We start from the raw sequence: 11,515 nt of genomic DNA, 5'->3' as shown, positions 1-11,515 counted from the left end.
CGGGCGGTACCGTCCCGGCATGACCAGCGCAGCCCCGCTCCCCGCCTTCGACCCGTGGCGGCCGTCGTTCGTCGCCGACCCGTACCCGGTCTATGCCGAGCTGCGCGAGCGCGGGCGGGCGCACTGGTTCGAGCCGTCCCGGCAGTGGCTGATCCCGCACTACGACGACGCCCGCGCCCTGTTGGCCGACCGCCGGCTCGGCCGCACCTATCTGCACCGGTTCAGCCACGAGGAGTTCGGCCGTACCGCGCCGCCGCCCGAACACGAGCCGTTCCACACCCTCAACGACTACGGGATGCTCGACCTGGAGGCGCCGGACCACACCCGGATCCGGCGGCTGGTCTCCAAGGCGTTCACCCCGCGGACCGTCGAGGCGCTGGTCCCGACGATCGAGCGGCTGGCCAACGAACTGGTCGACTCCTTCATCGCCTCCGGCGGCGGCGATCTCATCGCCTCGGTGGCCGAGCCGCTGCCGGTGGCCGTCATCGCCGAGATGCTCGGCATCCCGCCCGCCGACCGGTCCTCACTGCGCCCGTGGTCGGCGGACATCTGCGGGATGTACGAGCTGAACCCGGGCGAGGAGACCGCGCGCCGGGCGGTGCGCGCCTCGCTGGAGTTCTCCGGCTATCTGCGGGAGCTGATCGCCGCCCGCCGCAAGGACCCGGGCGAGGACCTGATCAGCGCGCTGATCGCGGCGTACGACGAGGGCGACCGGCTCTCCGAGCAGGAGATGATCTCCACCTGTGTGCTGCTGCTCAACGCGGGCCACGAGGCGACGGTCAACTCCACCGGCAACGGTTGGTGGACCCTCTTCCGCCACCCCGGGCAGCTGGCCCGGCTCCGCGCCGAACCGGAGGCGCTGCTGCCCACCGCCGTGGACGAACTGCTGCGGTACGACACCCCGTTGCAGCTCTTCGAGCGCTGGGTGCTGGACGATATCGAGGTGGGCGGCACGGTCATCCCGCGCGGCAGCGAGGTGGCCGTCCTCTTCGGCTCGGCCAACCGCGACCCCGCCCGCTTCGACCGCCCCGACACCCTGGACCTCTCCCGCGCGGACAACCCCCATCTCAGCTTCGGCGCGGGCATCCACTACTGCCTGGGCGCCCCGCTGGCCCGCCTCGAACTCAAGGCGTCGTTCGGCGCGCTGCTCCGCAAGGCACCGCGGCTGCGGCTGGTGAGGGAGCCGGAGTGGCGGCCGGGCTTTGTGATCCGGGGGCTGACGGAGCTGTTGGCCGAGATCTGAGCGGCCGGCTGTTTCCGTCAGTTCTCGTCAGCTTCCGTCAGCTTCCGTCAGTTTTCGTCCACACCCTGTGGACGAAAGCGGAACGACCCCGGACACCACTCGGCGCCGGCCGCCACAGGGAGTGCGGGGCCGGCGCCGAGGGGCCGGGGTGGTGGACTGACGGGGGTCAACCGCCGATGTCGCGACGGCGCAGTCCCACCAGACCTCCGGCGGTCAGAACGATCGAGATCAGCAGCGACCACAGGAAGGGCGCGGCTGTGACATCGTCGCCGGGCAGCTTCGGCAGATGGCTGAACGGCGAGGTGTTCATCACGGACTGGGACACCTTCAGCGCCGGGCCCATCCAGCTCAGGGCCACCACCCAGCCGACCACGGCCCAGGCCGCGGCCGTGTACTTCGGCACCACACCGACCAGGAAGACGGCGGCGCTGGTGACCACCCAGAGCGCGGGGGCCTGGGCGAGGGTGGCGCCCACGGCGCGCGGGACCCCGCCCATGTCGTCGGCGGCCACGCCGTAGCCCACCCCCAGCGCGAGACCGCCGACGGCCAGCACAACGACCGGGCCCAGATAGGCGATGACCAGATGGCTGCCGGCCCAGCGCAGCCGGCTGACCGCGTTGGACAGCAGAGGCTCGGCCCGCTGGTCGGTCTCCTCACCGCGCAGCCGCAGCACGGCAGTTGCGGTGTAGACGGTGAGGATGGTGCCGAGGATGCCGACCATGGAGGCGAGGAACGCGTCGTTCAGCCCCTGGGCCCCGCCCATCCGCTGGATGATCTCGCGGGACTGGTCGCTGTCGCCGAGGAAGTCGTCGGCACCGTCGGAGATGGCGCCGAAGATGACACCGGCGAAGACGAAGCCCGCGCTCCAGCCGAGCAGCGCACCGCGGTGGAGCCGCCAGCCCAGTCCGTAGACCCCGTTGAGGAACGGACCGGCGGCCGGGGGGCCGGGCCGGGTCGCGTAGAAGCTGGCGCCGACATCGCGGCGGCCCGCGAGGGAGTACGCCAGCGCGATGGACGCGGCGGCGAGCACGGCGATCAGCAGCAGCGGCCACCAGCGCTCGTCCGCGAACGGCCGCGCGTACTCCGCCCAGCCCAACGGCGAGAGCCAGACCAGCACATGGCCGGAGCCCCTGGAACCATCCTCGGCGGCGTCGCCCGCCATCCGCAGCACAAAGGCGACACCGACGGCAGCGGAGGTCAGCCCCCGGGCCAGTCGCGCGTTCTCGGTGAGCTGGGCGGCGACGGCGGCCAGACCGCCGAAGGCCATCCCGGACAGACCGACGGCCAGGCCCAGCGCGAGCGCGCCGGTGCCGCCCTGGCCCGCGAGGCTGCCCGCGATCAGGACGGTGACCGCGGCGTTGGCGATGCCCACGGCGAGCAGGGCCGAGGTCAGACCCGCGCGGCGGCCGACCATACAGGCGGACAGCGCCTCCTGACGGCCGGTCTCCTCCTCCTCGCGGGTGTGCCGGATCACGATGAGCAGGCTCATGACCGCGGCGAACACGGAAAGGAACGCGCCGACCCGCCAGACGGTGAGCGCGCCGAGCGAATCGTCGAAGGCGGCACCGAACAGGGCTCTCGTCGAGCCGTTCCCGTTCATGTCCACGACGAGGTCGGCGCGGGCCTCGGGGGTGTCGTACGCGCTCTTGAGGCGGCCGACGGTGCTGCTCGCGGTCAGCCCGAGGCAGAGCACCCAGACCGGCATCATGATCCGGTCGCGGCGCAGCGCGAGCCGCAGCAGGGCGCCGGTGCCTGCCAGGTCCTTGGTCGATCCGCGCGTACGGGGGGAGACCCGGGCGTCGGCTACGGCGGTCATCGGGCGACCGTCCCTTCTCCGGCCGGGGTGACGTCGTCCTGGTAGTGCCGGAGGAAGAGCTCCTCCAGCGTCGGCGGGGTGGAGATGAGGCTGCGCACCCCGGACTGGGTGAGCTGGCGCAGCACGGCGTCCAGCTTGTCGCTGTCGACCTGGAGCTTGACGCGCCGGTCCTGGACGTCGACGTTGTGCACACCGGGGAGCCCGGTCAGCCCGTTGACCGGCTCGGCCAGCTCGGCGGTGACGGACGTACGGGTCAGATGGCGGAGCTGGGCGAGCGAACCCGACTCCACCCGCTTGCCCTTGCGGATGATGCTGACGCGGTCGCACAGCGCCTCGACCTCGCTGAGGATGTGGCTGGAGAGCAGCACCGTGCGGCCGCGGTCGCGCTCCTCGGCCACGCACTCCCGGAAGACCTCCTCCATCAGCGGGTCGAGCCCCGAGGTGGGCTCGTCCAGGATCAGCAGCTCGACCTCGGAGGAGAACGCGGCGACCAGGGCGACCTTCTGGCGGTTGCCCTTGGAGTAGGTGCGCCCCTTCTTGGTGGGGTCGAGCTCGAAGCGGTCCAGGAGCTCGGCGCGCCGGGCCGTGTCCAGCCCCCCGCGCAGCCGCCCGTAGAGGTCGATGACCTCGCCACCGCTGAGGTTGCGCCACAGGGTGACGTCTCCGGGGACGTACGCGATGTGCTGATGGAGGTCGACCGCATCGTGCCAGGGGTCCTTGCCGAGGAGCTGGACCGCACCGGCGTCGGCTCGCAGCAGCCCCAGCAGGACCCGGATGGTGGTGGACTTCCCGGCGCCGTTGGGGCCGAGGAAGCCATGGACCTCACCTGCCTCGACTTCGAGGTCGAGGCCGTCCAACGCGTGGGTCCGGCCGAACGACTTGTGCAGGCCGGACGCGGAGATTGCCGTCTTCATGTTTCCGAAGCTACGCTAGTTTCACAAATTTGCGAAGTTAAGGAACCGTATAAACTTATGATGACGTGACGGAGAGAGGAGATGAGGAGCTGGTGAGGGAGAGCACGACGCAACCGGAGGGCGCGCCGAGCGAAGAGAGGGACCCCGAGGCGGTGTCCCGCTTCGTCGAGCGGTTCGCGGCGGACCTGGCCGAGGCCGGGATGCAGCGGATGGGCGCCCGGGTCTTCGCGGCACTGCTCGTCTCCGACTCCGGGGAGCTGACCTCGGCCGAGCTGGCCGAGCGTCTCCGGATCAGCCCGGCCGCGGTGTCGGGGGCGGTCCGCTACCTCACCCAGGTGGACATGGTCGCGCGGGAGCGCGAGCCCGGCTCGCGGCGCGATCGCTACCGGCTCTACAACGAGGTCTGGTACGAGGCCCTCACCCGCCGCGACCAGATGCTCGCGCGCTGGGAGAACACCATGCGCGACGGCGCCAAGGTGCTCGGGCCCGACACCCCGGCGGGGCTGCGGGTGTCCGAGACCGCCGAGTTCTTCGACTTCATGCAGCAGGAACTCCCCAAGCTGCTGGACCGCTGGCGCGCCCACCAGACCGCCCGCCGCGAAGCCGCCGGCCACTAGGCGCCACCCGCCCCGACCCGAGCCCCCACCGCGCCAGGCCCGCCCCGGGGCGGCGGCCCCGCGGCGCGGCGGAGCCCGCCACCGTGGATGCGGCGCCCGGTGGGGTCGAGTGGGGCTCAGGTGGGGGTCAGGTGGGGTGGGGGACGATCAGGGTCCACGCCTCCGTCAGCACGGTCCAGGTGCGGCTGCGGACCGGGCCGCGGACCAGGGCGTCCGCGCGGTAGCGGAAGTCCTGGCCGGAGACGGTGACCGCCCGCGCCAGCGCGCGCACCGGGCCTCCGGCCGCGTGCGGATGGACCACGATCTCGGCCAGGCCGCCGTCGCCCGGTCCGGCCGTGGACACCGAGACACGGGTCACCGGCCGGTCCAGATCGCTCAGCAGCACCCCGTCCGCCTCGATCCGCAGCCGGTGCGGGGGCGGCGGGTGGACGCGGCGGCGGGAGCCGCCGGTCAGGCCGATGACCGGCAGGGACAGCAGCGTCAGGGCCGTGCGCGCGGTGCGCGCCGCCGGGGTCCACCACGCCGGGGAGCCACCGCCCGGCCGGCTGCCGCCGGAGGCCGGTCCGGGCTCGGCGGCCCGGCCGTCGCGGTGGCCGTTGGCCCCGCCGGACGCGGTGCCGGACCCGTTGGGCGGGCCGGTTTCGGGAGGCGGTGCCGCCCCGGCGGCGTACGGGTCGTACGCGTCGGGGCCGCCCGGCCGCACCGCCGGGTCCGTCCGCGGGCCGGACGGGATCCGCAGGCCCCCGAGGACCACCCCGCCGCTGTCGTCCACCAGCAGGTCACGCGGGTGCGCGGCCCCGTCGAGGACCGTGCGCGCCGCCGTGACCGGATCGGTCGGCACACCGAGGGACCGGGCCAGGGCGACCGTGGCCGGTCCACCGACCGGGACCACGGACAGGGTGGCGTCCGCCAGCTCCCGCCGGCGGTGGAGCAGCTCCACCACCCGCAGCAGCGCCCGGTCGTCGCCGACCACCACCGGGCGGCGGGCGCCGCGGCGGGCGAGAGCCCGCTCGACTTCGTCCGGACCGTCCGGCAGGCAGATTTTTGTTTGTGCGCCCGCACACAGCACATCCTTCGCGATGCGCACCGACTCCCCGTCCGTTCGCCGGGCAGCGGGGTCGATGACCACAAGCAGGGGACGCTCCCGGACGGTGTCCGGAGGAGAGTGCCAGGGATCTGGAGCCGACACCTCGGTCCTTCCTCAGGTAATCTCTCGGTGCAAGAGCCCCTGTCGCTGTTGCGCCAGGGGCTTCGTCTATCCGGGGCACCGGTTCGACGGCTCTGGTGGTGGCGCTCGCCACCCACGCACGTTGGACATGCCCCGCCCGGAAGGGGTGTACGCCTGTGCCCGCACTTGTGCTGCTCGGTGCTCAGTGGGGTGACGAGGGCAAGGGAAAGGCCACCGACCTGCTCGGCGGCTCGGTTGACTATGTGGTGCGCTACCAGGGCGGCAACAACGCAGGCCACACGGTCGTCGTTGGCGACCAGAAGTACGCGCTGCACCTCCTCCCGTCCGGAATCCTCTCGCCCGGATGCACCCCGGTCATCGGTAATGGCGTTGTCGTCGACCCCGCGGTCCTGCTCTCCGAGCTGAGCGGGCTGAACGAGCGTGGCGTCGACACGTCCAAGCTGATGATCAGCGGTAACGCGCATCTGATCACGCCGTATCACACCACCCTCGACAAGGTGACGGAACGCTTCCTGGGGAAGCGCAAGATCGGCACCACCGGCCGGGGCATCGGACCGTCCTACGCGGACAAGATCAACCGCGTGGGCATCCGGGTGCAGGACATCTTCGACGAGTCCATCCTGCGGCAGAAGGTCGAGGCCGCCCTGGACATGAAGAACCAGGTGCTCGCCAAGCTCTACAACCGGCGCGCCATCGCCGTCGACCAGGTCGTCGAGGAGCTGCTCGGCTACGCGGACGAGCTCAGGGGCTTCGTCGCGGACACCACCCTGGTGCTGAACAACGCCATCGACGAGGGCAAGGTCGTGCTCTTCGAGGGCGGCCAGGGCACCCTGCTCGATGTCGACCACGGCACGTACCCCTTCGTCACCTCCTCCAACCCGACCGCGGGCGGCGCCTGCACCGGCGCGGGAGTCGGTCCGACGAAGATCAGCCGTGTGATCGGCATCCTGAAGGCGTACACCACGCGTGTCGGCGCGGGTCCGTTCCCGACGGAGCTGCACGACGAGGACGGCGACAAGCTGCGCACCATCGGCGGTGAGCGCGGTGTGACCACCGGCCGCGACCGCCGCTGCGGCTGGTTCGACGCGGTGATCGCGCGCTATGCGACCCGGGTGAACGGTCTCACCGACTTCTTCCTGACCAAGCTGGACGTGCTCACCGGCTGGGAGCGGATCCCGGTCTGCGTGGCGTACGAGATCGACGGCAAGCGGGTCGAGGAGCTGCCGTACAGCCAGACCGACTTCCACCACGCCAAGCCGGTCTACGAGATGCTGCCGGGCTGGACGGAGGACATCTCCAAGGCGAAGACCTTCGACGACCTGCCGAAGAACGCGCAGCGGTACGTCCAGGCGCTGGAGGAGATGTCGGGCGCGCCGATCTCGGCGATCGGTGTCGGCCCGGGCCGGGACGAGACGATCCAGATCAACTCGTTCCTCTGAGCCGAGGCGTCCGGCGAGCCAGGGCCCCGGACGAGGAAGTCCCCGGCCGTTCCCACAACGGCCGGGGACTTCCTCGCGTCCGGGGACGTCACCACCGGACCCGCCGGGGTCAGTGCCCGACGGGCGGGCCGAACATCCCCGCGGGCGGCCCGGGCTGCTGTACGGCGGGCCGCGCCATCCGCTGCTCCTGCATCCTGGTGAGCCGCACCACCACCGCGATGGCCAGCACCGCGCACACCAGCGAGACGATGTCGTCCACGATGAGGAAGCCGGTGGCGACCCGCCGTTCCTTGGGGGTCTCGCAGCCGAGGTCGACGAGCCCGGCGATCGGCTCGACCCAGAACATCACCACGAACAGCGTCCACCACCAGTGCAGCACCGCGCGGGAGACCCGTCCGGGGCCCGGGGACACGCTGGAGTTCCAGATGTCGTTGGCGATCTGCTTGGGCTGCCACAGCTGGGCGACCGGGATGAACCAGGCGCCGACGGCATAGCCGCTGCCGAAGCGCTGCCGTCCCGGTGTCAGCACCGTGGCGTTGAGGTAGGCGCGCCGGAACCAGACCAGCCACACCACCATCACCGCCACCGCGCTGAAGAAGATGAAGATGTCCATCGGATCCACCGCGTCCTTGCGGTGGCTGACCGCCTCCTGGGTGCCGGTGCCGTCGATGAGATCGCGGTAGGCGCCGAACAGCGACAGGTTCAGATACAGATGGACCACGGTCAGCACCATCCAGATGCCGAACGCCGTCAGCAGCCCGGTGCACAGCCCCCGCGCCGACCGCAGTACGGCGGCCGTCCGGCCCTGGTACGGGAACGGGGCCTGATAGCCGCCCTGCCAGGGCTGACCGTGCTGGGGCGCGGGCCCGCCCACCCCGGTCACCGGATAGCCGGGCGACCCGGCGTGCGCGGGTGAGGCGTACGCGGAGGGCGTGGCGTACCCCGAGTGGGGTGCGTGCGCCGTGGGCGGGGTGGGTGTCGACGGGGCGGCGTAGGCGGTGGACGGCTGCGGCCCCGCCGGGCCCTGCTGGGCGTTCTCCGCCTCCACCTCCAGCAGTTGGAGCGCGTCGCGCCCCAGCCGGGCGAGCAGTCCGCCGGGCAGCCAGGTCTCGGCGTCCGGACCGGTCCGCTCGGTGTACGCGACCAGGTCGGCGACCGAGGGCCGCAGCGCCGGGTCCTTGTTGAGACAGGCGGAGACGATGCCGTGCAGCCCTTCGGGCAGCCCGGACAGATCGGGCTCCTCCTGGGCTATTCGGTACATCAGAGCGTGGATACCGCTGGCCACGCTGCCGAACGGCTGCCGCCCGGTGGCCGCGAAGGCCAGCACCGAGCCGAGGCAGAACACATCGCTGGCCGCGGTGACCGACTCGCCGCGCACCTGCTCGGGCGACATGAAGCCGGGGGAGCCGACGACCGCGCCGGTCATCGTCAGATTGCCGCCCGTCGTGCTGTCGACCGCGTCCAGGGCGCGGGCGATCCCGAAGTCGATGACCCGCGGGCCGTCGATGGTGATGAGGATGTTGGACGGTTTGAGGTCGCGGTGGACCAGCCCGGCGCCGTGGATGTCGCGCAGCGCCAGGGACAGTCCGTGGGCCAGGACCCGCACCGAATGCTCGGGCAGCGCCCCGAAGTCATCGGCCACCACATCGTGCAGCGACGGCCCGCCGATGTAGCCGGTGGCCACCCATGGCACCTGGGCGTCGGTGTCCGCGTCCAGCACGGGCGCGGTCCACTTCCCGCCGACCCGTCTGGCCGCCTCCACCTCGCGCTTGAACCGGCCGCGGAAGTCGGCCTGGCGGGCGAGTTCGGCCTGTACGAGCTTGACGGCGACGGTACGGCCGCGGGCGGACCGGGCGAGGAAGACCTTGCCCATGCCGCCCTCGCCCAACTTGCCGAGCAGCCGGTACTCGCCTATCCACCGCGGGTCCTGGGCCCCGAGGTTCTCCATCGCGGTGTGGCTCCTGTCCGTGTGCCGATGGTCCGTCTGCCGATCGGCCGATCAGTCGAGTCGGGTGAACGTCTGTGTCATCGTCTCATCGCCGTAGTCGTCCGGGTCGTCATACTCGACCCGGAGTTTGTCACTGCCGGAGGCGGTGAACGTCAGCGAATCGCCCGGTGTGCACAGATCCTTGGGATTGCCGTCGGTGACCTTGGTCGGGCTGAGGACCAGCCCCTTGGAGACCGAGGCGAGCATCCGCTTGCCCTCGCAGTGGTACTTCTTGCTGTCCCCGACCTCCTCGGCCACCGCGATGCCGATCGCGCCCTGCTTGATGGTGATCTTGAGAGTCGCGTCGTCCTGCCCGAACGCGTTCTTGGCCAGCCAGGTGCCCTGGTAGAGAGGCCGGGACCGGCTTGCCGCCGGACTTCGCGGGGCGCAGCGTGGCCTCGGAGGAGCCGTCGGTGGTGCTCCAGGCGATCGAGCCGTCGTCGCCCAGCCGCAGGGTCTGCTGGCCGACCGCGCTGCACGAGTCCTCGGGGACGCTGGTGGTGACGTCCTCGTCCTCGATCAGCAGCAGGCTGTCGGCCGACTTCAGGGTGGCCGAGTCCTGGCAGAACATGTCCTCGGTCGAGGTGAGGGTGCCGGCGACGGGCGCGCCGATCTGGCCCTGGGTGAGCACGCAACCGGTGGCGACCCACGGAGTGGCGGCCTCGGCGTCGGCGTCGAGCACCGGTGCGGTCCACTCCCCGCCGACCCGCTGGGCGGCCCGTACCTCCTGGGTGAACCGCCGTCTGAATGCGGCCTGCTGAGCGAGCCCCGCCTGGACCAGCTTCACCGCCACCGTGCGGCCGCGCGACGAATAGGCCAGGAACACCCGGCCCATGCCGCCCGCGCCCAGCCGCCGCAGCAGCCGGTACTCGCCGATCCAACGAGGGTCCTCGGCCCCCAGGTCCTCCATGCGTCGTCGTCCCTTCCCCTGATCCCCTGATCAGCCCCCCCGAGAGAATAGAGGTGGCTGGGAGCGAAGTGGACGACGCACGGGATCCGTTATCGGTTCCGTATCTGCGCGGGACGGTGGCACAACCGTGGCGGGTCAGCTCCCGGAGGTGTCCCGGGGGCCGGGCTCCAGGGCGTCGAGGGCCGCCACCAGACGGCTCAGGGCCTGTCTCACCTCGTTCAATTCGGCCGCCCCGCCCAGCTGTTCGGCCAGTTGCCCGGCGAACTCCCGGTGGCCGGGAATGATCGCCCGCACCGCGGTGCGGCCCGCCTCGGTGGGGGCGAGGAGTTTGGCCCGGCGATGCGCGGGGTTGGGGAGATATTCCGCGAGCCCCGCCTCGACGAGCAGATCCGCGACCCGCTGCACGCTCTGCCGGGTGATGCCCATGACGCGGGCGATCCCGGCGACCGGCAGCGGCTCATCGAGGACCGCGCCGAGCACCTGCCAGCGGGCGGCGGTCAGTCCGGCGGGACGGGACAGCCGCTCGGAGACGGCGAGGAACTGCCCGTTCAGCCGGAAGACCGACAGCGCCGTCCCGCTGAGCAGCGCGGGTACCTCCCCGGCCGCCTCGGTGCCCTCCGTCATCGTGCGGCCGCCGCCTCGAGCACGCCGTACGCGGACGCGTCGGACGCCGAGAACAGCCGGAACCAGGCGTGGAGTACCTCGGGTTCGCACACCTCGAGCCGGGCCAGGATCTCCCGGGCGAACGCGACGGGCTCGGTCGGACCGGCCGTGATCAGACCGCTCTCCGGGTCGGTGACCGCGTCCGCCTCGCGGTAGTGGGCGCCGCCCTTGTAGCCGGTGGCGGCCAGGAACCCGGCCGCGGCACTGGTGTGTTCGCGCTCGTCCAGCAGTCCTTCCAGCGCCAGTCCCGCCGTGGCGCCGCAGATCGCCGCGACCGGTACCCCCGCATCCAGGAACTCCCGCGCGGCGCGGGCGAAGCGCAGGGTCTCCGGGTCCCCCTCCCAGGCGGTGGCGCCCGGCAGGATCAGCATCGCGCTGTCCCGCGGCCGCACCTCCGCCAGCGTCAGATCGGGCACGATCCGCATCCCGCCCATGGTGGTCACGGTTCCCGGCCGGGCAGCGACATAGGCGACGGTGATGCCCTCGCGGGGCGGGCGGTGGAAGGCGGTCTCCCGGAGGTGGGCGGTGATGTGCCCGATCTCCCAGTCGGCGAGCGTGTCGTAGACGGCCACATGCACGGTCCGGCGTCCCATGGCTGCTCCTCGGTCGCGATCCGCGAGGCGCCCTTCGCGACCCCTCATCAGATGACAGAAGACTGTCGTATCGACAGTATGCTGTCAATGTGATTCCGGCGAGGGAAACAGGTCGCCCGGCAGTGTGTCGGGAGCCACGGGGAA

Annotated in this window: 10 protein-coding genes and 1 pseudogene; 3 read left to right on the top strand and 8 right to left on the bottom strand. The window is 71.8% G+C overall.

Annotated features, from left to right (window positions below; all coding sequences use genetic code 11):
• Window positions 1–19 precede the first annotated feature (19 nt).
• Window positions 20–1,243, top strand: coding sequence for a cytochrome P450 (locus tag HUT19_RS18930; RefSeq protein ID WP_176181620.1), 1,224 nt, complete (start codon window positions 20–22; stop codon window positions 1,241–1,243).
• A gap of 166 nt (window positions 1,244–1,409) precedes the next feature.
• Here HUT19_RS18930 and HUT19_RS18925 read toward each other — a convergent pair whose 3' ends face one another.
• Together HUT19_RS18925 and HUT19_RS18920 are read right to left on the bottom strand one after the other, a co-directional pair.
• On the bottom strand, window positions 1,410–3,059 hold the full coding sequence (locus tag HUT19_RS18925; RefSeq protein WP_176181619.1) for an ABC transporter permease: 1,650 nt from the start codon (window positions 3,057–3,059) through the stop codon (window positions 1,410–1,412).
• Window positions 3,056–3,973: an ABC transporter ATP-binding protein gene (locus tag HUT19_RS18920; protein ID WP_176181618.1), complete on the bottom strand. Its 918-nt coding sequence runs from the start codon at window positions 3,971–3,973 to the stop codon at window positions 3,056–3,058. The genes HUT19_RS18925 and HUT19_RS18920 overlap by 4 nt, the downstream gene beginning before the upstream one ends.
• 92 nt (window positions 3,974–4,065) lie before the next feature.
• Between HUT19_RS18920 and HUT19_RS18915 the strand changes: the two genes are divergently transcribed.
• Entirely contained in the window at window positions 4,066–4,590 is a 525-nt protein-coding gene (locus HUT19_RS18915; protein WP_176181617.1) for a GbsR/MarR family transcriptional regulator, read from the top strand.
• A gap of 127 nt (window positions 4,591–4,717) precedes the next feature.
• On the opposite strand, the gene HUT19_RS18910 is transcribed toward HUT19_RS18915, so the two are convergent.
• Window positions 4,718–5,719 carry a hypothetical protein gene (locus tag HUT19_RS18910; RefSeq protein ID WP_217712370.1) on the bottom strand — a complete coding sequence of 334 codons (1,002 nt, stop codon included), beginning with the start codon at window positions 5,717–5,719 and terminating at the stop codon, window positions 4,718–4,720.
• A gap of 215 nt (window positions 5,720–5,934) precedes the next feature.
• On the opposite strand from HUT19_RS18910, the gene HUT19_RS18905 reads away from it, so the two are divergent.
• Window positions 5,935–7,218 carry an adenylosuccinate synthase gene (locus HUT19_RS18905; protein WP_176181615.1) on the top strand — a complete coding sequence of 428 codons (1,284 nt, stop codon included), beginning with the start codon at window positions 5,935–5,937 and terminating at the stop codon, window positions 7,216–7,218.
• Between the two features lie 109 nt (window positions 7,219–7,327).
• On the opposite strand, the gene HUT19_RS18900 is transcribed toward HUT19_RS18905, so the two are convergent.
• The 5 genes and pseudogenes from HUT19_RS18900 to HUT19_RS18880 form a co-directional block, all read right to left on the bottom strand.
• Window positions 7,328–9,166 (bottom strand): DUF4328 domain-containing protein, encoded by a 1,839-nt coding sequence (locus tag HUT19_RS18900; protein ID WP_176181614.1) that lies wholly within the window; start codon window positions 9,164–9,166, stop codon window positions 7,328–7,330.
• Between the two features lie 51 nt (window positions 9,167–9,217).
• On the bottom strand, window positions 9,218–9,463 hold the full coding sequence (locus tag HUT19_RS18895) for a hypothetical protein (RefSeq protein ID WP_176181613.1): 246 nt from the start codon (window positions 9,461–9,463) through the stop codon (window positions 9,218–9,220).
• A gap of 376 nt (window positions 9,464–9,839) precedes the next feature.
• Window positions 9,840–10,115: pseudogene (locus HUT19_RS43070) on the bottom strand (serine/threonine protein kinase); the annotation flags it as partial.
• Window positions 10,116–10,250: 135 nt separating this feature from the next.
• Window positions 10,251–10,739: a MarR family winged helix-turn-helix transcriptional regulator gene (locus HUT19_RS18885; protein WP_176181611.1), complete on the bottom strand. Its 489-nt coding sequence runs from the start codon at window positions 10,737–10,739 to the stop codon at window positions 10,251–10,253.
• Window positions 10,736–11,371, bottom strand: a complete 636-nt coding sequence (locus tag HUT19_RS18880; protein WP_176181610.1) for a DJ-1/PfpI family protein — start codon at window positions 11,369–11,371, stop codon at window positions 10,736–10,738. The genes HUT19_RS18885 and HUT19_RS18880 overlap by 4 nt, the downstream gene beginning before the upstream one ends.
• Window positions 11,372–11,515: the final 144 nt, after the last annotated feature.

This window comes from Streptomyces sp. NA02950 (assembly GCF_013364155.1).
GTDB lineage: Bacteria > Actinomycetota > Actinomycetes > Streptomycetales > Streptomycetaceae > Streptomyces.
The sequence above is the reverse complement of the archived record's forward strand: the minus strand, read 5'-3'. Positions and strand labels throughout refer to the sequence as shown.

Excerpts from the sequence above, each read along its gene's own strand:
- HUT19_RS18930 (WP_176181620.1), top strand. The coding sequence starts at position 20 with ATGACCAGCGCAGCCCCGCTCCCCGCCTTCGACCCGTGGCGGCCGTCG.
- HUT19_RS18925 (WP_176181619.1), bottom strand. The coding sequence starts at position 3,059 with ATGACCGCCGTAGCCGACGCCCGGGTCTCCCCCCGTACGCGCGGATCG.
- HUT19_RS18920 (WP_176181618.1), bottom strand. The coding sequence starts at position 3,973 with ATGAAGACGGCAATCTCCGCGTCCGGCCTGCACAAGTCGTTCGGCCGG.
- HUT19_RS18900 (WP_176181614.1), bottom strand. The coding sequence starts at position 9,166 with ATGGAGAACCTCGGGGCCCAGGACCCGCGGTGGATAGGCGAGTACCGG.
- HUT19_RS18885 (WP_176181611.1), bottom strand. The coding sequence starts at position 10,739 with ATGACGGAGGGCACCGAGGCGGCCGGGGAGGTACCCGCGCTGCTCAGC.
- HUT19_RS18880 (WP_176181610.1), bottom strand. The coding sequence starts at position 11,371 with ATGGGACGCCGGACCGTGCATGTGGCCGTCTACGACACGCTCGCCGAC.